Source organism: Pseudomonas sp. Marseille-Q5117 (assembly GCF_946901175.1).
Lineage (GTDB): Bacteria > Pseudomonadota > Gammaproteobacteria > Pseudomonadales > Pseudomonadaceae > Aquipseudomonas > Aquipseudomonas iranensis.
Genome location: NZ_CAMPPP010000002.1, coordinates 359969 through 378843 on the forward strand (window position 1 = coordinate 359969; position 18875 = coordinate 378843).

Below are 18875 nucleotides of genomic sequence, written 5' to 3' on the forward strand. Positions count from 1 at the left end.
ATGTGGGAGCGAGCTTGCTCGCGAATACAAGCACCACGGTTTCAACGGTCGGGCGCGATCGATTGGCAAAGCTTGGCGGTGGCGCTGATCATCTGCCCGCTCGGTCGCTCAAGGCCTTTGTCAGTGACCAATATCAGTCTCCCCTGCCTGACCGCCGCCACCTGCGGCCAGGTCTTCCACGCCCCTAGCTGCGCCTGATCACCGGCGACAATCACTTCCGGATCACGCTGCAATACCGCCTCGATACTCACCTGCGGTGCCGGCAGATTCAGCTCGGCGAAGACATTGCGCGCGCCGCACACCTCAAGCGCATCGCTGATGATCTGCCCGCCACCGATGGTATACAGCGGTTTGTCCCAGACTTGATAAAACACCCGCAGCGGCACATCACGACGATAACGCTGACGAAGGTCATCCAGTTGTTTGCGCAATTCGGCCGCTCGTTTCGCCCCGCGTTCAGGACGCCCGAGCTGTTCGGCAATGGCTTCGATCTGCGCCGCGAGTTGCGCCAACGTATGCGGCTCGGCGACGAAGGTCGGAATGTTCAGGCGCTTGAGCTGATCACGCTGCCCCGCGCCGACGCTACCGGGCCAGAGCAGCAGCAAATCCGGTTTCAGGCTGAGCAAGCGCTCCATATCGAGCTGGCCGTAGCGGCCCACTGATGAAACATCCGCTATCGCCGCCGGCCGCTCGCCCGCATCCAGTACGCCGACCAGCAGGTCAGCGGAATCCAGTTCAACGACGATTTCAGACAGTGAGGGGGCGAGGCTGACCACACGCAGTGCGGCCAGCGCCGGGCTGCTCAGGGCGAGCAGCAGAACCGCCAGCCACAGGCGATGCATCAGCCGAGTTGACGCGGAATACGATAGAGGTAGAACAGCACGGCGGTGGACAGCGCCAGCAACATCAACGGCACGGCTTCGAGGCCGACGAATACCGCCAGTGCGCCAATCCAGGCCGGCAAGGACGCTACCAGCAACGCCGTACGCCGACGCGCCGCAAGGGCAATCCAGGCGGCGGGTTCTTCGGCGGTATCGAGGGCTTTTTGCGTGGCGATCAGGGCGTGTTTGTAGCGGGCGAAATACTTCAGGCTGACAAACATCGAGGCGACGCCGGCGATGAACAAAGGCATTGCCAGCACTGGCAGCAGGCCCTGGCCTTCACCGAACAGCGCGTTGAGCACGAACAGCGGCAACAGCGCCAGCGCCAGGTATTGCCACCAGGCCACCGACAACCGCCGCCGCACCTGGCCGCGGGTCACGCGCGGTCGACCTCGCCCTGATGCTCGTTGCCCATCATGTGGTCGAGCTTGCTGGCCTTGGTCGCCAGATAGAGTTTGTTGTGCGGATTGTGCCCGGTGTGCAGCGGCACGCGCTCGGCGACGACGATGCCCATGTCGGTCAGCGCTTTGACCTTGCGCGGGTTGTTGGTCATCAAGCGCAGGGATTTCACGCCCAGATGCTCAAGCATTGGCAGGCACATGGCGTAGTCGCGCTGATCGGCAGCAAAGCCCAGACGCTCGTTGGCTTCCACGGTGTCGGCGCCGCCGTCCTGCAATTCATAGGCGCGGATCTTGTTCAGCAGACCGATGCCGCGCCCTTCCTGACGCAGATACAGCAGCACGCCACGGCCTTCGCGGGCAATCGCCTGCAACGCGGCTTCCAGTTGCGAGCCGCAGTCGCAACGCTGGCTGAACAAGGCATCGCCGGTCAGGCATTCGGAATGCAGGCGACCGAGTACCGGGGCGCCATCGGCAATTTCACCGAGGCTCAGCACGACGTGCTCACGCCCGGTGCTCTCATCGAGAAAGCCGTGCATGGTGAATTGCGCAAAAGGCGTTGGCAGCTTGGAAGCGGCGACGAAGACGACAGGCACCGATGTGCTCCTGATCTAGAAGACTGAAAATTCGCAGGCGGGCATTGTAACAGCAGGTTCCTGTGGACGCTTAGGCTGAATTATCGGGCATAACTATCAAAAAGTTTGATGACAGCTGCCATACGCTCCCACAGGACATTGTGATCATTTTGGATCAAACGGATACGGCTGCTGCCACTTCTCGAAGACCGGCTTCAACTCTCCGCTCTTGACCAGCTCCGCCATGCGCCGGTCATACAGCGCCATCAACGCGCGAGCCTGTGGGGTATCGGCGAAACCGAGAAACAGCGGCAACTCAGCCAGATGCGAATAGCGATACTGCGCTGGATCCGCGGCATCGCGCACGACCGCTTCAATCTCGGTCAGCGCATCGATGTAGTAATCCGCCCGGCCCTGCTTGAGCATCAGCAGAATGCCGGTACGTCGTTCGATCTGGTTGAAGCGCTGGATGTTCGGCAAGTAGTTTTCGTAGCGGTAGCCGCGCACCCAGGCCAACCGATATTTGCCCAAGGTCGCCTGGGTCGGCGGCGGGCTGCTCGCCAGGCCCAGCGCGTAGATGTGATCAGAATCGAACTTCGATTGCGGGTACAGCACGTGCTCGGCTTCGTCGCGGTAGGAGCCGACCAGCGCGTCGACTTCCTTCAACTGCACCAGCCCGATCGAACGGGTGTACGGCACCGTGCGGATGTCCAGCTTGACCCCGGCCGGCTCGAACACTTTGCGCAACACGTCCCAGGCCAGACCGTGACCATCGGCGGCGGTGTAATCCTCCCAGTCTTCGCTGGCCAGATGGATCACCCCAGGCACAGGCGCGGCGGCCTGCGCGTGGGCGAACGTGCCCAGCAGAGCCAGAAGCAGCAGCGCCAACCCGCGTCGCAGCATTGCGTGGTTCCTCACGTGAGTCGAATCAGGCGAATGCCCATACCAGCCCTTGCATCGCCAGCCAGGCGAACACACCGGCCAGCACGTCGTCGAGCATGATGCCGACGCCGCCATGCACGTGCTTGTCGATCCAGCGGATCGGCCACGGCTTGAGGATATCGAAGAAGCGGAACACCAGAAAACCCGCGAGCAACCAGTACCAGCCTTCCGGCACCAGCCACAGGGTGATCCACATGCCGACCATTTCGTCCCAGACAATGCCTTCGTGGTCGTGCACGCGCAAATCGTCAGCGACTTTGCCGCACAGCCAGAAGCCGAACAGCATGGTGATGCCGAGCATCAGCCAGTAGCCCCAGTCGGGCAGCATCTGCCACAGCGGAATGAACGGCAGCGCCACCAGCGAGCCCCACGTGCCCGGCGCTTTTGGCAAGGTCCCGGAGCCGAAGCCGAACGCGAGGAAATGCCACGGATTGCGCCAGACCGAAGGAGGCACGAATTCGGCAGGGACCTGTTTCGGGTGATCTGTCACGGTGTCTCCTGAAAATGTTGGTAGCCGCGAATTTGCGGAGTGATGTCGTGCCGGTCGCGGTCCAGCAGCAGCACGCCCTGGCCCGGCAGCACTCGCCCGATCACATGGATCGGCCAGCCGTCGGCCAACAGTGCCGGCAACTCGGCGGACGGCAAGGTGAAGGCCAGTACGTAATCATCACCACCGCTCAATGCCGCGCGCTCGGCACCGCGCTGGCCGAGAAACGCGACTAAAGCATCCGACAACGGTACACGCTCGCGTTCAATCTCAAGTCGCACCTTCGACGCCAGCGCGATATGCCCGCAATCGGCGAGCAGGCCATCGGAGATATCCAGCGCCGCCGTGGCCTTGCCGCGCAGGGCCTGACCGAGGGCCAGTTGCGGCTGTGGTGACCAGTAATGCTCGAGCAGCGGCCGGGCGATATGCGCTTCGGCATCACGTTGGGCCAATACCAGCGGCAAGGCGCCGGCGGCATTGCCCAGTTCGCCGCCGACGCAGAGCAGATCACCGGCCTGCGCACCGCTGCGGGTCAACGCCTGGCCAGCGGGTACGCGGCCGAACACGGTGACCGTCAGGCTCAACGGCCCGCGCGTGGTGTCGCCGCCGACCAGCGCGACGCCGCAGCTTTGCGCCATGCGGTTCAAACCACGGGCATAGGCTTGCAGCCAATCGGCGGTTACCGTCGGTAAGGTCAGGGCAAGGGTGAAGGCAACGGGCGCGGCGCCCATGGCGGCCAGGTCACTGACCGCGACGGCCAGCGAGCGCTGGCCGAGCAGAAACGGATCGCAGGGGTCGGCAAAATGCACACCGGCCACCAGCGTATCGGTAGAAACCGCCAGCTGTTCCCCAGCGGGAACCGCCAGCAAGGCGCAGTCGTCGCCGATCCCCAGAGCAACGCCTTCGCCGCCCTGCGCACAAGGCGCGGCGGCGAAGAAATTGCGGATCAGCTCAAACTCGCCCATGGCCGAGAAAAGTATTCAAGCGCCGATCAGCGCTTGAACGCCTTCACTTCAGCTCCACGCAGGCGCGGGGCCAGCTTGTCGAGAACGCCGTTGACGAACTTGTGGCCGTCGGTCGAACCGAACACTTTGGCCAGCTCGATACCTTCGTTGATCACAACGCGGTATGGCACGTCGACGCGCTTGAGCAGTTCCCAGGTCGACAGGCGCAGAACCGCCAGTTCAACCGGGTCCAGCTCTTCGATCGCCAGATCCAGGCAAGGCGTCAGGGCAGTGTCGATTTCGGTCTTGAACTGCGGAACCCCGTGAAGGATTTCACGGAAGTAGGCGCCGTCGACATCGGTGAAATCGTTATCAACGCGAAACTGCGCTTCGATCTCGTTCAGCGATTGCCGGGCCATGTGCCACTGGTACAGCGCCTGGGTCGCGAGCTGACGGGCTTCGCGACGCTTGGCGCTTTTCGACGGCTTGCCGGCATCCGCAGGTTTCGGATCGCGCGGGTTGAAACGATCGCTTTCGTCGCTAATCACTTGGCCTCCAACTGCGCCAGCAGGCTGACCATTTCCAGAGCGGACAGGGCAGCTTCGGCACCTTTGTTACCCGCCTTGGTGCCGGAACGTTCGATGGCTTGCTCGATGGAGTCAACGGTCAGCACGCCGAACGCGACCGGTACGCCGAATTCCATGGAGACCTGGGCCAGGCCTTTGGTGCACTCGCCAGCCACGTATTCGAAGTGCGGAGTACCGCCACGAATGACCGCGCCAAGGGCGATGATCGCTGCGAACTCGCCTTTCTGGGCGACTTTCTGCGCAACCAGCGGGATTTCGAAGGCGCCCGGTGCGCGGATGATGGTGATGTCGCTTTCGCTCACGCCGTGGCGAACCAGGGCATCAACGGCACCGCTGACCAGGCTTTCAACCACGAAGCTGTTGAAGCGGCCCACTACCAGAGCGTAGCGGCCTTTGGGGGCGATGAAGGTACCTTCGATGGTCTTCAGGGTCATTCGTCAGTTCTCTTAAAGAGCCGGGACGCGTCTGCTACGCGCCCCTCAGTGATTATTTGCCGCGAATCAGAGTCCGGAAACAGCCGGTCATTATTCGGAGGGCACGTATTCTACAACTTCCAGATCGAAACCGGATATCGCATTGAATTTCATTGGTGCCGACATCAAGCGCATCTTGCGCACGCCGAGGTCACGCAGGATCTGCGAACCGGCCCCGACAATGCTGTAGGTGGTCGGTTTTTTCGGCGCTGCCTGCTCACCGGTTTCACGGATATGCGCCAGCAGCACGTCGCCATCGAGCGGGTGACCGAGCAGCAGCACCACACCGCTGCCGGCCTCGGCGACCGCAGCCATGGCGGCGCGCAGGCTCCAGCGACCGGGTTGCTTGACCATCAGCAGGTCGCGCAGCGGGTCCATGTTGTGCACGCGAACCAGCGTCGGCTCCTCAGCGCAGACAGTGCCCAGCGTCAGTGCCATGTGCACGTCGCCTTCCACCGAATCACGATAGGTCACCAGGTTGAATTGGCCCAGTTCGCTGTCCAGCGGCTGCTCGGCAATCCGCTGAACGGTACGTTCGTGGATCATCCGGTAGTGGATCAGGTCGGCGATGGTGCCGATCTTGATGTTGTGTTCGGCGGCGAATGCTTCGAGTTCAGCGCGACGGGACATGGTGCCGTCGTCGTTCATCACTTCGCAGATCACTCCGCTCGGCTCGAAACCGGCCATGCGCGCCAGGTCGCAGGCGGCTTCGGTGTGGCCGGCGCGAGCGAGGGTGCCGCCGGCCTGGGCCATCAGCGGGAAAATGTGACCCGGGCTGACAATGTCTTCAGCCTTGGCGTCTTTGGCGGCAGCCGCTTGCACGGTGCGCGCGCGGTCAGCGGCGGAGATGCCGGTGGTCACGCCTTCGGCAGCTTCGATCGAAACGGTGAACTTGGTGCCGAAACCGGAACCGTTGCGCGGCGCCATCAGCGGCAGCTTCAACAGTTCGCAGCGCTCGCGGCTCATCGGCATGCAGATCAGGCCACGGGCGTGCTTGGCCATGAAGTTGATGTGTTCGGCCTGGCAGCATTCGGCGGCCATGATCAGGTCGCCTTCGTTCTCGCGGTCTTCGTCATCCATGAGGATGACCATCTTGCCTTGGCGGATGTCTTCAACCAGTTCTTCGATGCTATTGAGCGCCACAAGGCACCCCCTTCTTTTGAATTATTTGAGGTAGCCGTTTTGGGCCAGAAAGCTTTCGGTGATGGTGCTGCCGGCGGTCTTCTCGGCGGCCTTGTCGCCCAGCAGCAGACGCTCCAGATAACGCGCCAGCAGGTCGACTTCCAGATTCACCCGGCGGCCCGGCTTGTATGAAGCCATGATGGTTTCGCTGAGGGTGTGCGGAATGATCGTCAGCATGAATTCGGCGCCATCGACTTCGTTCACGGTCAGGCTGGTGCCGTCGACGGTAATCGAGCCTTTGTGGGCGATGTACTTGGCCAGCTCTTTCGGCGCACGGATGCGAAATTCCACGGCGCGGGCATTGTCGCTGCGCGAGACCACTTCACCGACGCCGTCGACGTGACCGCTGACCAGATGCCCGCCAAGGCGAGTGGTCGGGGTCAGGGCTTTTTCCAGATTGACCGGGCTGCCGCTTTTCAGGTCATTCATGGCGGTGCAATCGAGGGTTTCGCGGCTGACGTCGGCGGCAAAGCCGTCGCCCGGCAACTCGACTGCGGTCAGGCAAACGCCGTTGACCGCGATGCTGTCGCCGAGTTTGACGTCGCTCAGATCGAGCTTGCCGGTTGCGACGTGCACCCGCACATCACCGCCCTTTGGGGTCAGTGCGCGGATACTGCCGATGGATTCGATGATGCCGGTGAACATGGGGTTCTCCTTGAGAACGAGGCCAGCGCTAACGCGATGGCCGGGAATTATACGCGGGCTGCAGGGACAGGGATCGCAGTGACTCGCCAGTCATCGCCCACCGCGCGGATTTCAGTGATTTTCAGTTCCGGCGCATCTTTCATCTGCGCCAGCGGCCAGTCGAGCAGCGGACGCGCCGTGGAGCCAAGGAACTTGCCGGCAATGAAGATCACGAATTCGTCGACCAGCCCCAGTTGCGCAAAGGCACCGGCCAGACGCGGCCCGGCCTCGACCAGCACCTCATTGGTGCCACGACTGGCCAGTTCGATGAGCAATTGATGCAGATCGACCTGGCCGTCGTCACCCGGCACGATCAGGCATTCCGGGCCATTGGCATATTGCTCCTCGACCGCGACACAGGTGGCGACCAGCGCCGGCCCGGCCTTGAAGAACGGCGCATCCAGCGGCACCCGCAGGCGGCCATCGATCAACACGCGCAATGGCGGGCGACTCATGGCCAGCGCGGTTTGCTCACTGCCCAGACCGAGTTCGTCCGCGCGCACGGTCAACCGCGCGCCATCGGCCAACACCGTGTCGGCGCCGGTCAGCACTACTGCCGCCTCAGCGCGCAAACGCTGTACCGCAGAACGCGCCGCCGGGCCGGTGATCCATTGGCTCTCGCCGCTTTCCATCGCTGTTCGACCGTCGAGACTCATGGCCAGCTTGACCCGCACGAATGGCAAGCCATGTTCCATGCGTTTCAGAAAACCTTGATTGAGCTTGCGTGCCTCTGCTTCCAGCACCCCGCTTTCAGTGGCGATACCGGCCTCGGCCAGGCGCTGCAAACCGCGCCCGGCGACTTGCGGATTGGGATCACGCATCGCCGCCACGACCCGGGCAACGCCAGCGGTCACCAAGGCATCGGCACACGGCGGCGTGCGCCCGTGGTGGCTGCAAGGTTCGAGGGTCACATAAGCCGTCGCGCCCCGGGCCTGCTCGCCAGCGGCGCGCAGGGCGTGGACTTCGGCATGGGGTTCGCCGGCGCGCTCATGCCAGCCTTCGCCGACAATCTGGCCGTCACGCACCACCACGCAACCGACTCGCGGATTGGGATGGGTGGTGTAGTGGCCTTTGCGGGCCAGTTCCAGCGCGCGGGCCATGAAATGGGCGTCGAGGATCGCCTGCTCGGCGGCGGTGGTCATTCTTTCACCGGTTCGCGGGCGAGGCGGTCGATCTCTTCGCGGAATTCATTGAGGTCCTGGAAGCGCTTGTACACCGAGGCAAAACGGATATAGGCGACTTCATCAAGCTTTTGCAGCTCGGCCATCACCAGCTCGCCGACCACGAGGGATTTGACCTCGCGTTCGCCGGTGGCGCGCAGCTTGTGCTTGATATGGACCAGAGAGGATTCGAGGCGCTCGACGCTGACCGGACGTTTCTCCAGCGCGCGTTGCATGCCGGCGCGGAGTTTTTCTTCGTCGAACGGTTGGCGGCTGCCGTCGGTTTTGATCAGGCGCGGCAACACCAGTTCGGCCGTCTCGAACGTCGTGAAACGTTCGCCGCAGGCCAGGCATTCACGCCGGCGGCGCACCTGTTCGCCCTCGGCGACCAGACGCGAGTCGATGACCTTGGTGTCGTTGGCACCGCAGAAGGGACAGTGCATGGTGGCTGGCAACAAAAAATGGGAGGGCCATGGTAGCGCATCCCCGTGGCAAGACAAGCCATAGGCTTTGCGGTATACAGAACGGCATGATCGTCTGATCCATGGAATTCATTCTGCCGGAGCCTCCAATGCCGTTACGTCCGCTCGTTCTGCTCAGTCTTTTCAGCCTGCTGGTGGCCTGTGGCAGCGACGCACCCAAGCCGCAACCGCCGACGCCGGGCCCCGCGCCGCAACAGGCGCAGAAAAAAGCCAAAGAGGCCGCCGAACTCGGCCCGCTGCCAGCGCATCAGCGCGAATTGAGCGGCACCCTGCAAGGCGTGCCAACCGGCGCCGAAGTCGAGTTGGCGCTGCTGGTGATTGATGAAAAGGATCGCCCGCAACAATTGCTCGCCAGTTCCAGCCTGATCGGCAACAACCAGATCCTGCCGTTTCATCTGCGCTTCAACCCCGAGGCATTTCCGGCCGGCGCACGGGTTGAGCTGCGCGGTCGCGCCAGCCAGTCCGGACAACTGATTCTGCACCTGCCGTCGCAGACCATCACTCAACCGACCACTCAGGCTTTGGGCCAGCTGCAATTCGTCAAAGCGCCATGACAGCACCGCTCGACCTGCAACAGGCCTTGGGGGAATTGCTCGGCGACGCCAGACTGAAAGCCTGTGCGTTGCCGGGCACTGATTTGCAGCTGTGGCTGATCGACGGCGACAACATGGCCCGCGAATTCAGCCAGGAAGAAACCCAGCCCATCCTGCATGACCCGCCGTATTGGAGTTTTTGCTGGGCCAGCGGCTTGGCCGTGGCGCGTTATCTGGCACAGTTTCCCGACTGGGTGCGCGGCAAGCGCGTGCTGGATTTCGGCGCCGGTTCCGGGATCGCCGGCATCGCAGCGGTCAAGGCCGGAGCGCTGGAAGTGGTGGCCTGCGATCTCGATCCGCTGGCGATCTCCGCGTGCAAGGCGAACGCCGAGCTCAACGATGTGCAGATGAGCTACTCGACGGATTTCTTTGCCGAGGCCGATCGCTTCGATCTGATTCTGGTGGCGGACGTGTTGTATGACCGGGCCAACCTGCCGCTGCTCGACGCGTTTCTCACTCGCGGCCGCGAGGCGCTGGTGGCGGATTCACGGGTGCGGGATTTTCGTCATCCGTTGTATGAGCGAATTGAAATGCTCGAGGCGATGACCTTGCCGGATCTGGCCGAGCCGGAAGAGTTTCGGCATGTGAGCCTTTACTACGCCACCCGCGCATGATCGTTCCCACGCTCTGCGTGGGAATGCAGCCCGGGACGCTCCGCGTCCCTTCGTACGGCGTAACGCAGAGCGTCACCGGAGGCATTCCCACGCGGAGCATGGGAACGATCAGTGTTACAGCTTTCAGCAGCCCCTCGCGAAGCTTTATAGTGAGCCCATCCACGCTTTGACGAGATCCCCCATGAGTCAGCAAACGCCGTACATCTTCGACGCCACGACTGCCGATTTCGACCAGTCGGTGATCGAAGCCTCCTTCAACAAACCGGTGCTGGTGGATTTCTGGGCCGAATGGTGTGCGCCGTGCAAGGCGTTGATGCCGATGCTGCAGGGCATTGCCGAGAGCTATCAGGGCGAGTTGCTGCTGGCCAAGGTCAACTGCGACATCGAGCAGGACATCGTCGCCCGCTTCGGCATTCGCAGCCTGCCGACCGTGGTGCTGTTCAAGGACGGTCAGCCGGTCGACGGCTTTGCCGGGGCACAACCGGAATCCGCCGTGCGCGCGCTGCTGGAACCGCATGTGCAGATGCCGCCACCGGCCGCTGCCGACCCGTTCGAACAGGCTCAGGCGATGTTCGACGAAGGCCACTTCGCCGAGGCGGAAGCGGTGCTGGTGACCATTCTCAATGAAGACAATACCAACGCCAAAGCGCTGATCCTTTACGCACGCTGCCTGACCGAGCGCGGTGAGCTGGGCGAAGCGCAAACTGTGCTCGACGCGGTCAAGAGCGATGAGCACAAGGCCGCACTCGCCGGCGCCAAGGCGCAGATCCAGTTCCTCGGCCTCGCCCGCGATCTGCCGGACGCCGCCGACCTGAAGAGCCGCCTGGCGCAAAATCCGCAGGATGATGAAGCGGTGTACCAACTGGCGATCCAGCAACTGGCGCGCCAGCAATACGAAGCGGCGCTGGACGCCTTGCTGAAGCTATTCATCCGCAACCGCAGCTACGGCGAAGGCTTGCCGCACAAGACCTTGCTGCAGGTGTTCGAACTGCTGGGCAATGATCATCCGTTGGTGACGGCTTACCGTCGCAAAGTGTTTGCGGCGCTGTATTAAGGCCTCACCCGATCCAGCTATAGAGCGGCGTATCCCCGCCGCTCGCCACTTTCACATCGGCACTGTGGCGCAGACGCACGAGCAAACGCTTGCCCGCTGCCGCACTGCCGGTCAGCGCTTCCAGTTGATCGAGCAGATCCGGTCCACTGAGCTGCCCGGCCTTGCGCAGCAAGTCTTTGGCCACCTGCCACAGCGCATCGTCCTGATTCACCGGCTTCGCCGCCGGAGCGGGCGCAACCGCCTCAGACTGCACGACCGGCGCCTGCCCGCTCAGCGCCGAACCGAGCCTCGCCCAATCGCTGTCATCCAGCTCCACCGTCAAATCCACCGGCACCTCGCCGACCGTTCCGCGTATCCGCAACATCAAGTTCGCTCCTGCATTTTTCTGACCTGCATGCTCCCACGGGACTTGTGCAACGCCAAGCGACGTTGTCCAGTGTGGCGGTTATCGAGCATTCATCTACAGTGTCCTTTTTCTCACAGCACCCTGTAATGAAACGAAGTTACTACGCCCTATTGATGACCCCACTCTTGCTCATCGTGGCATGGCGCATCTGGTTGCCTGCCGATCTTTCGGCTTGTCCCGCTGACGGGGAAACTGCAGGTCCACTGACCCTTGTTATTCGTGATTACTTTGAGCGCAATAGCCGGACCGACTGGCGAGACATGGATGATCGTTTCGACATACTTTCAACCCCCGAAGGCCAGAGCATAGCGAGTCAACCGAATTCACACACTTGCGAAGCATTGCGGGTACTGCAGAGTCCGGCGTTCAGTCAGAGTGAAAAAATCTTCACCATGGCACTTATGTTCAGACTGCCAATCGACCAGTACATGGCCCTGATGGATCGCAGTCATCAACTCTACACGCAGGGCAAAATGGATAAGGAGGTGCTGACTCTGGTGGTATTTCCGCGCGGAACAGCCATCAACTACTGGTGGCTTCCGGCTTGGCGACAGCGTTTCAGTCGCGATGCCCCGAGCGTGCTCGACGCAAATCTGATCAACGATGTTCTTTCGGGACACTATTGGTTCGACTATCCCGGCGCAGGCTTCTGATTCTGCAAGCATGACATCCAATCCCAGCACCGCCCGCGAACTCATCCCGGGCGGTGCTTAGCCATGTCTTGCGCAATCTCAAGCGCACGGGCACACTCTGCGCACTTTCGTTATAAGATTACATAACAAACTTTTCATTTTTCTCGGAGTCCGTCATGCGTCGTCTGTTGCTCGCTTTGCCGTTTGCCCTGTTGCCGCTGGCCGCTGCCCATGCGGTTGATGAGCACGATCATGATCATGAGCACGGCAGCCTCGGCGCTCACGAACATGGCGTGGGTCGGCTGAACGCCGCGCTCGATGGTCAGACCCTGGAGCTGGAGCTGGAAAGCCCGGCGATGAATCTGGTCGGTTTTGAACACGCCGCCACGTCCGATGCCGACAAGGCCAAAGTCGCTGCCGCTCGGGCGCAACTGGAAAAACCATTGGCTCTGTTCAGCCTGCCCGCTGCGGCCGGCTGCAAGGTGGTCAGTCAGGAACTGGAAAGCCCGCTGTTCGGCGACAAACCGGACGCCGACGATCACGACGAAGATGAAGCGGACAAGGACGGTCACGAGCATCACCACGACCACAGCGAAATCCATGCGCATTACCAGTTCAACTGCGCCACACCGGGCGCGCTGAGCACGCTGAACCTGGCGAACATCTTCAAGACCTTCCCGGCGACGCAGAAGATTCAGGTACAACTGATCAGCGCGACTGGCCAGCAAGGTACCGAAGTGACGGCGAAATCGGCTGCGCTGAAATTCTGAAGCGAATGAAGATTCCCTGTAGGAGCTGACGAGTGAAACGAGGCTGCGATCTTTTGGTTGTAAAAAAAACAGGATCAAAAGATCGCAGCCTCGTTGCACTCGTCAGCTCCTACAGGGGTCCGTGTCCAACCATGAAATCGGTGCCATGACCCAAGCACTCATCGAACTTTCCGACCTTGGCTTCAACTGGCCCGGTCACCCGACGCTGCTGGACATCCCGGCGTTTCGTCTGGAAGCCGGCGAAACCCTGTTTCTCAAAGGCCCCAGCGGCAGCGGCAAGACCACCCTGCTCGGCCTGCTCGGCGGAGTGCAGAAGCCCGGTCGCGGCAGCATTCGCCTGCTCGGCCAGGAGCTGACCGAACTGTCTGCCGGCCAGCGCGATACGTTTCGTGTCGATCACACTGGCTACATTTTCCAGCAATTCAACCTGCTGCCGTTTCTCTCGGTGCGCGAGAACGTTGAGTTGCCGTGTCACTTCTCGAAACTGCGTGCGCAACGGGCGAAACAGCGCCACGGCAGCGTCGATCAGGCCGCCGCCACCCTGCTCGCGCACTTGGGTCTGAAGGACGAAAGCCTGCTCAGTCGCCGCGCCGACTCCTTGTCCATCGGCCAGCAACAACGGGTCGCTGCCGCCCGCGCGTTGATCGGTCAACCGGAACTGGTGATCGCCGACGAACCGACGTCGGCATTGGATTACGACGCCCGCGAGAACTTCATTCGCCTGCTGTTTGCCGAGTGCCGCGAGGCCGGATCGAGTCTGTTGTTCGTCAGCCACGACCAGAGCCTGGCGCCGCTGTTCGACCGTCATCTGTCCCTGGCCGATCTCAATCGCGCCGCTACGTCCGCCGAGGTCTGAGATGTATCTGTTTCGTCTGGCCATGGCCAGCCTGGCCAACCGCCGTTTCACCGCATTGCTCACCGCCTTCGCCATTGCCCTGTCGGTGTGCCTGCTGCTCGCCGTCGAGCGCGTGCGCACCGAAGCCAAGGCCAGTTTCGCCAGCACCATCAGCGGCACTGACCTGATCGTCGGTGCTCGTTCGGGGTCGGTAAACCTGCTGCTGTATTCGGTGTTCCGCATCGGCAACGCTACCAACAATATTCGCTGGGACAGCTTCGAACACTTCGCCAACAATCCGAAAGTGAAGTGGGCAATCCCCATGTCCCTCGGCGATTCCCATCGCGGCTATCGCGTGATGGGCACCACCGAAGCCTATTTCGAGCACTATCAATACGGGCGCCAGCAACACTTGGCGCTGGCCGACGGTCGCGCGTTTGCCACCGATCCTTTCGAAGTGGTGCTCGGTGCCGAAGTCGCCGAAGCGCTGCACTACAAGCTCGGCGACAAACTGGTGCTGGCCCACGGTGTGGCGGCGATCAGCCTGGTCAAGCACGACGACAAACCCTTCACCGTGGTCGGCATCCTCCAGCGCACCGGCACGCCGGTGGACCGCACGCTGCACATCAGCCTCGGCGGCATGGAGGCGATCCACATTGACTGGCACAACGGTGTGCCGGCGCGCGGCAACGGGCGGATCAGCGCTGATCAGGCGCGCAACATGGACCTGACCCCGCAAGCGATCACCGCGTTCATGCTCGGCCTCAACAGCAAGATTTCCACCTTTGCCTTGCAGCGCGAGATCAACGAGTACCGTGGCGAACCGATGCTGGCGATCCTGCCGGGCGTGGCCTTGCAGGAATTGTGGAGCCTGATGAGTACGGCCGAGAAAGCCTTGTTCGTGGTCTCGCTGTTTGTGGTGCTGACCGGGTTGATCGGCATGCTCACGGCGATTCTCACCAGCCTCAACGAACGTCGCCGCGAGATGGCGATTCTGCGTTCGGTGGGGGCGCGGCCGTCGCACATCGCAAGCCTGCTGGTGCTGGAAGCCTTTGCGTTGGCGCTGACCGGAGTCATCGCCGGACTGGCATTGCTGTACATCGGCATCGCCGCTGCGCAAGGTTACGTGCAGGCCAATTACGGTTTGTATCTGCCGCTGGCATGGCCGAGCGAGTATGAATGGACGCTGCTCGGTGGCATTCTGGCGGCCGCGCTGCTGATGGGCAGCGTGCCGGCCTGGCGCGCGTATCGCCAATCATTGGCCGATGGCCTGTCGATCCGTTTATGAGGATGTTCACCATGCCCCGCGCCCTGCTTGCGCTGCTGATGCTGGTCGCCCTGCCCGTGTGGGCGGCGGCGCCGAAAGTCCTGACCTGGTCGGAAATGATCCCGCCGGACGCCGCGCCGGAAGTGCCGAACATGACCCCGCTGCACGACCTGTCGAAGATGGGCGACGCACTCTCTGCCGAGTCCGCACCAGCGGCCAAGCAGGACATGCCCAATGCACCGGTCGTGAAGAGCCTCGACGGGCAGAACATTCGCCTGCCCGGTTATATCGTGCCGCTGGAAGTCAGCGAAGAGGGGCGCACCACCGACTTTTTGCTGGTGCCGTACTTCGGCGCCTGCATCCACGTACCGCCACCGCCGTCGAACCAGATCGTCCACGTGAAAAGCGAACTGGGCGTGAAGCTCGATGAGCTGTATCAGCCGTATTGGGTCGAAGGGCCGTTGCAGGTGAAAGCCTCGAGCAGTGAACTGGCCGATGCCGGGTATCAGATGGAGGCGGAGAAGATTTATGCGTATGAGCTGCCGGAGTAATTCCCGGTAGTTTTGTATTGGCTGGTCTATCGTCTTCGCGAGCAGGCTCGCTCCCACAGGTGATCACATTCCAAGGTGGGAGCGAGCCTGCTCGCGAATAGGCCCTCAAGGGTTCCACAAAACCCCGCCCCTTCACTGTTTCATTGAGCTGAGTCAAAACACCGTATCAGACGGCTTCGTACCCTAGGACATCGAATTTTTATGTCCTTTCGGAGCCCCCATGAACAAGTCCTTGCTCAGCGCCCCGCTGTTTGCCCTCGCGCTCGCAGCCCCGCTCGCCCATGCCCACGAAGCCGGTGACATTCTCGTGCGCGCTGGCGCGATCACCGTCAACCCGAAGGCCGACAGTTCCAGCGTCAAGGTCGATCAGGGTCCGCTGAGCGGCACTAATCTGGGCGGCAAGGCGACCATGAGCAGCGACACCCAACTGGGCCTGAACTTCGCCTACATGCTCACCAACAACATCGGTATCGAACTGCTGGCAGCCACGCCGTTCGAGCATGACGTCAAGCTCAAGGGCACCGCCCTGCCCGCCGCCAACGGCAAGCTCGGCACCCTGAAGCACCTGCCGCCGACCCTCAGCGTCGTCTACTACCCACTGGATTCGAAATCGGCCTTCCAGCCGTATGTGGGTGGTGGCATCAACTACACCTGGATCTACGACGAACACGTCGGCAGCGAAGCCAGCGCCAACGGCTTCAGCAACTTCAAGGCGAAAAACTCCTGGGGCCTGGCCTGGCAGGTCGGCGCCGACTACATGATCACCGACAACATCATGCTCAATGCCCAGGTGCGCTACATCGATATCGACACCCGCGCGACCGTCGAGAACAACGCCGTCGCCCCCGGCACCCGTGCACGGGTGAATGTGGACGTCGATCCGTTCATCTACATGGTCGGTCTGGGCTATAAGTTCTAAGTCGATTTTTTACCGAACGTTCACGTGGTGGTGAATGAGGCTTGGTGGCGGGCAGGCACAGACCTGACGAAGACCGTACGCAGTCGATCGGGGGATAACATTCCCTCGCCACAGGGATAGCAATATTCCGGCCGTGAAAAAGGCGCCTGTTGAAAAAGGCGCCTTTTTCATTTGGTGCTGAGTCATGTGGGGCGTTGGAGGCCCGGGCCCCTCACCCCAGCCCTCTCCCGGGGGAGAGGGAGCCGATTTGTGTGTTGTTCAAAACCTGAGTTCGACTGGGTATCGCAAGTCGGCGTACTTCTCACAAACACCTCAGTCAGTTCCCTCTCCCCTGGGAGAGGGCTAGGGTGAGGGGCTTCTCAGGAGCGCCCCAGCAAGCGCGCCAAGCCCACACTCATCGGCGTCTGCGGCGGCATTTCGAAGCGCTGCTGCAAGCGTCGGTTATCGGCTCGCGAATGGCGGATATCACCTGAACGCGCCGGCCCGTAGCTCACGGGCGGCAGTTCACCGACCACTGATTTCAATGCTTCGAGCATCTGCTTCAGGCTCATCGCCTGGTTCCAGCCGACATTGACCGCACCTTCCTGCACTTCGGGCTTTTCCAGCGCCTGCACCAGCAAATCGACCAGATCACCGACATAGAGGAAATCGCGAGTCTGCTCGCCATCGCCAAACACGGTGATCGGCAAACCCTTCGAGGCGCGCTCGCTGAAGATGCTGATCACCCCGGAATACGGCGAGGACGGATCCTGGCGTGGGCCGAAGATGTTGAAGAAGCGAAAAATTGCCGGTTCCAGGCCATGCTGGCGACGGTAGAAATCGAAGTACTGCTCACCGGCCAGTTTGTCCGAGGCATAGGGTGTCAGCGGCGCTTTTGGCGTGTCTTCATCAATCGACTCGCCCTCGCCATTGTTGCCGTACACCGCCGCGCTGGAGGCATACACCACGCGCTTGACCCCGGCCAGACGCATGGCTTCGCAGACATTCAGGGTGCCGATGAAATTGCTCTGGTGGGTTTTCACCGGATCGTCCACCGAGGCCTGCACCGAGGCCACGGCCGCCAGATGCGCGACAGCGTTGCAACCTTGCATGGCGCGGGCGACCAAAGCGGCATCGGCGACATCGCCGACCACCAGTTCGACCTTGGGATTGTCCAGCGGCAGGTTGCTGCGCTTGCCGGTCGACAGATCGTCAAGCACGCGTACCGCATAGCCCTTGGCGAGCAAGGCGTCGGTCAGGTGCGAGCCGATGAATCCTGCTCCGCCGGTGATTAGAACCGTTCCTTCAGCCATGTCGGTAAAACCTGTCCAGTAGACCCGGGAGCGCGGCACGCCAGGCGCGCGGCTTGATCCCGAAAGTGTGGAGAATCTTCTTGCAGGCCAGCACCGCGTGTTGCGGCTCTTCGGCGGCGTCCGGGCGCGCGGCATGGGCCTGCGCGGTCGGTGCTTCGATCGCCAGCGGATGCAGGCTGCGTGCTTCGGTGAGAATCGCTTGGCCCAGCGCCAGCGGTGTGGTCGCTTCGTGGCCGGCGTAATGGTAAGTGCCCCACAGCGGCGCGGCGCAGTCGAGTTGCTTGAGCACGGAGATGATCACTCGCGCGGCGTCATCGACCGGAGTCGGATTGCCGCGACGATCATCGGCCAGCAGCAACTCTTCGGGTTGTTCCGCACGGGCGAGGAAGCGCCCGAGGGTGCCGTCCGGACTGTCGTCGAGCAGCCAGCCAAACCGCAGCAATACATGTTGCGGGCAGGTCGCGCGCACGCTTTGCTCGATGCGCCACAAGGCTTGACCGCGCAGGCCCAGCGGCACCGGTTCGTCTTTTTCGCTGTAGGCCGTGGCCCGCGAGCCGTCGAACACGCGATAGCTCGACGGCTGCACGAGGACAATGTTGTGGTGCTGGCACAGTTCGGCCAGACGCTCGATGGCGCGTTCCTGACCGCTCATGCGGCTTTCGCTGACGCTCTCGGCCTGGAACCAGTCGAAATAGTAGGCGAGGTTGATCAACGCATCGGGACGGGTGTCGTCGAGCAGTTGGGTGAGGCTCGCGGCATCCCAGCCGTTTTCGGGCGGGCGGGGGGCGAGGAAACCGATGTCTTCTTCCGCACCGAGGCGAATCAGCGCCTGCCCAAGGGCATTTCCGCCGCCCAGTAACATAAGGCGCATTCGCATAGAGTCAGCAGGCCCAGTCTGATTGGAACGATGGCTTTGGCGACGGTTCTCGTGGAACCGTCGTCGATAATTGCCGGAATCGTTGCATTTTGCGGGTTTAGTGCGCAACCGTCATCCGTAAAGTGTAGATCCGCGAATTTGCGGCGTCCTGACCGGCCCCTTCGCGAGCAGGCTCGCTCCCACAGGGGACCGGGTTCCAAGGTGGGAGCGAGCCTGCTCGCGAAGGCGTCCGAACGGTACTTGCATCTTCCCGCCCCCGCCCGCATAACT

Annotated in this window: 24 protein-coding genes; 9 read left to right on the forward strand and 15 right to left on the reverse strand. The window is 62.1% G+C overall.

Annotation, left to right across the window (positions count from 1 at the left end; all coding sequences use genetic code 11):
• Positions 1-41: 41 nt before the first annotated feature.
• The 12 genes from OC605_RS04765 to nrdR all read right to left on the reverse strand — a co-directional run bounded on the left by OC605_RS04765 (position 42) and on the right by nrdR (position 8756).
• Positions 42-842 (reverse strand): cobalamin-binding protein, encoded by an 801-nt coding sequence (locus tag OC605_RS04765; RefSeq protein WP_262136421.1) that lies wholly within the window; start codon positions 840-842, stop codon positions 42-44.
• The gene (locus OC605_RS04770) at positions 842-1261 is read right to left on the reverse strand and encodes an MFS transporter (protein ID WP_073475718.1); all 420 of its coding nucleotides are present in this window, start codon (positions 1259-1261) and stop codon (positions 842-844) included. The genes OC605_RS04765 and OC605_RS04770 overlap by 1 nt, the downstream gene beginning before the upstream one ends.
• Positions 1258-1875 carry a GTP cyclohydrolase II gene (gene ribA / locus OC605_RS04775; protein ID WP_024014485.1) on the reverse strand — a complete coding sequence of 206 codons (618 nt, stop codon included), beginning with the start codon at positions 1873-1875 and terminating at the stop codon, positions 1258-1260. Before ribA ends, OC605_RS04770 begins: the two co-directional genes overlap by 4 nt.
• Positions 1876-2019: 144 nt before the next feature.
• Positions 2020-2757 (reverse strand): substrate-binding periplasmic protein, encoded by a 738-nt coding sequence (locus tag OC605_RS04780; protein ID WP_024014486.1) that lies wholly within the window; start codon positions 2755-2757, stop codon positions 2020-2022.
• 25 nt (positions 2758-2782) lie between these two features.
• The gene (locus OC605_RS04785) at positions 2783-3286 is read right to left on the reverse strand and encodes a phosphatidylglycerophosphatase A (RefSeq protein ID WP_130888587.1); all 504 of its coding nucleotides are present in this window, start codon (positions 3284-3286) and stop codon (positions 2783-2785) included.
• Positions 3283-4248 (reverse strand): thiamine-phosphate kinase, encoded by a 966-nt coding sequence (thiL, locus tag OC605_RS04790; protein WP_262136422.1) that lies wholly within the window; start codon positions 4246-4248, stop codon positions 3283-3285. The genes OC605_RS04785 and thiL overlap by 4 nt, the downstream gene beginning before the upstream one ends.
• A gap of 26 nt (positions 4249-4274) precedes the next feature.
• Positions 4275-4775, reverse strand: a complete 501-nt coding sequence (gene nusB / locus OC605_RS04795; protein ID WP_262136423.1) for a transcription antitermination factor NusB — start codon at positions 4773-4775, stop codon at positions 4275-4277.
• Positions 4772-5248, reverse strand: coding sequence for a 6,7-dimethyl-8-ribityllumazine synthase (gene ribE, locus OC605_RS04800; RefSeq protein ID WP_003228649.1), 477 nt, complete (start codon positions 5246-5248; stop codon positions 4772-4774). The genes nusB and ribE overlap by 4 nt, the downstream gene beginning before the upstream one ends.
• Positions 5249-5338: 90 nt before the next feature.
• Complete coding sequence (ribBA, locus tag OC605_RS04805; protein ID WP_039761895.1) at positions 5339-6430, reverse strand: bifunctional 3,4-dihydroxy-2-butanone-4-phosphate synthase/GTP cyclohydrolase II; 1092 nt, start codon at positions 6428-6430, stop codon at positions 5339-5341.
• 21 nt (positions 6431-6451) lie between these two features.
• Positions 6452-7114 carry a riboflavin synthase gene (locus OC605_RS04810; RefSeq protein WP_016772981.1) on the reverse strand — a complete coding sequence of 221 codons (663 nt, stop codon included), beginning with the start codon at positions 7112-7114 and terminating at the stop codon, positions 6452-6454.
• A 47-nt stretch (positions 7115-7161) separates the two neighbouring features.
• On the reverse strand, positions 7162-8295 hold the full coding sequence (ribD, locus tag OC605_RS04815) for a bifunctional diaminohydroxyphosphoribosylaminopyrimidine deaminase/5-amino-6-(5-phosphoribosylamino)uracil reductase RibD (protein ID WP_262136424.1): 1134 nt from the start codon (positions 8293-8295) through the stop codon (positions 7162-7164).
• Positions 8292-8756: a transcriptional regulator NrdR gene (gene nrdR, locus OC605_RS04820; RefSeq protein WP_007910946.1), complete on the reverse strand. Its 465-nt coding sequence runs from the start codon at positions 8754-8756 to the stop codon at positions 8292-8294. Before nrdR ends, ribD begins: the two co-directional genes overlap by 4 nt.
• 128 nt (positions 8757-8884) lie before the next feature.
• Between nrdR and OC605_RS04825 the strand changes: the two genes are divergently transcribed.
• From OC605_RS04825 to trxA, 3 genes are all read left to right on the forward strand, one after another.
• Entirely contained in the window at positions 8885-9349 is a 465-nt protein-coding gene (locus tag OC605_RS04825) for a YbaY family lipoprotein (protein WP_071173724.1), read from the forward strand.
• Positions 9346-10002 carry a class I SAM-dependent methyltransferase gene (locus tag OC605_RS04830; protein ID WP_262136425.1) on the forward strand — a complete coding sequence of 219 codons (657 nt, stop codon included), beginning with the start codon at positions 9346-9348 and terminating at the stop codon, positions 10000-10002. The genes OC605_RS04825 and OC605_RS04830 overlap by 4 nt, the downstream gene beginning before the upstream one ends.
• Before the next feature lie 181 nt (positions 10003-10183).
• On the forward strand, positions 10184-11056 hold the full coding sequence (trxA, locus tag OC605_RS04835; RefSeq protein ID WP_016772977.1) for a thioredoxin: 873 nt from the start codon (positions 10184-10186) through the stop codon (positions 11054-11056).
• Positions 11057-11060: 4 nt separating this feature from the next.
• On the opposite strand, the gene OC605_RS04840 is transcribed toward trxA, so the two are convergent.
• Positions 11061-11420 carry a hypothetical protein gene (locus tag OC605_RS04840; protein WP_262136426.1) on the reverse strand — a complete coding sequence of 120 codons (360 nt, stop codon included), beginning with the start codon at positions 11418-11420 and terminating at the stop codon, positions 11061-11063.
• Between the two features lie 128 nt (positions 11421-11548).
• Between OC605_RS04840 and OC605_RS04845 the strand changes: the two genes are divergently transcribed.
• The 6 genes from OC605_RS04845 to OC605_RS04870 all read left to right on the forward strand — a co-directional run bounded on the left by OC605_RS04845 (position 11549) and on the right by OC605_RS04870 (position 16436).
• Entirely contained in the window at positions 11549-12115 is a 567-nt protein-coding gene (locus OC605_RS04845; RefSeq protein ID WP_071173727.1) for a hypothetical protein, read from the forward strand.
• Between the two features lie 155 nt (positions 12116-12270).
• Complete coding sequence (locus OC605_RS04850; RefSeq protein WP_137215692.1) at positions 12271-12864, forward strand: DUF2796 domain-containing protein; 594 nt, start codon at positions 12271-12273, stop codon at positions 12862-12864.
• A 145-nt stretch (positions 12865-13009) separates the two neighbouring features.
• Entirely contained in the window at positions 13010-13720 is a 711-nt protein-coding gene (locus OC605_RS04855) for an ABC transporter ATP-binding protein (protein WP_137215693.1), read from the forward strand.
• 1 nt (position 13721) lies between these two features.
• Positions 13722-14987 carry an ABC transporter permease gene (locus tag OC605_RS04860; RefSeq protein WP_262136427.1) on the forward strand — a complete coding sequence of 422 codons (1266 nt, stop codon included), beginning with the start codon at positions 13722-13724 and terminating at the stop codon, positions 14985-14987.
• An 11-nt stretch (positions 14988-14998) separates the two neighbouring features.
• On the forward strand, positions 14999-15517 hold the full coding sequence (locus tag OC605_RS04865; protein ID WP_262136428.1) for a DUF3299 domain-containing protein: 519 nt from the start codon (positions 14999-15001) through the stop codon (positions 15515-15517).
• A gap of 220 nt (positions 15518-15737) precedes the next feature.
• Positions 15738-16436 (forward strand): OmpW/AlkL family protein, encoded by a 699-nt coding sequence (locus OC605_RS04870; protein ID WP_024014503.1) that lies wholly within the window; start codon positions 15738-15740, stop codon positions 16434-16436.
• Between the two features lie 359 nt (positions 16437-16795).
• Here the strand turns inward: OC605_RS04870 and OC605_RS04875 are convergent, their stop codons facing one another.
• Positions 16796-17728, reverse strand: coding sequence for an NAD-dependent epimerase/dehydratase family protein (locus tag OC605_RS04875; protein WP_262136429.1), 933 nt, complete (start codon positions 17726-17728; stop codon positions 16796-16798).
• Positions 17721-18605 (reverse strand): sugar nucleotide-binding protein, encoded by an 885-nt coding sequence (locus OC605_RS04880; RefSeq protein WP_038860943.1) that lies wholly within the window; start codon positions 18603-18605, stop codon positions 17721-17723. The genes OC605_RS04875 and OC605_RS04880 overlap by 8 nt, the downstream gene beginning before the upstream one ends.
• Between the last annotated feature and the right edge of the window lie 270 nt (positions 18606-18875).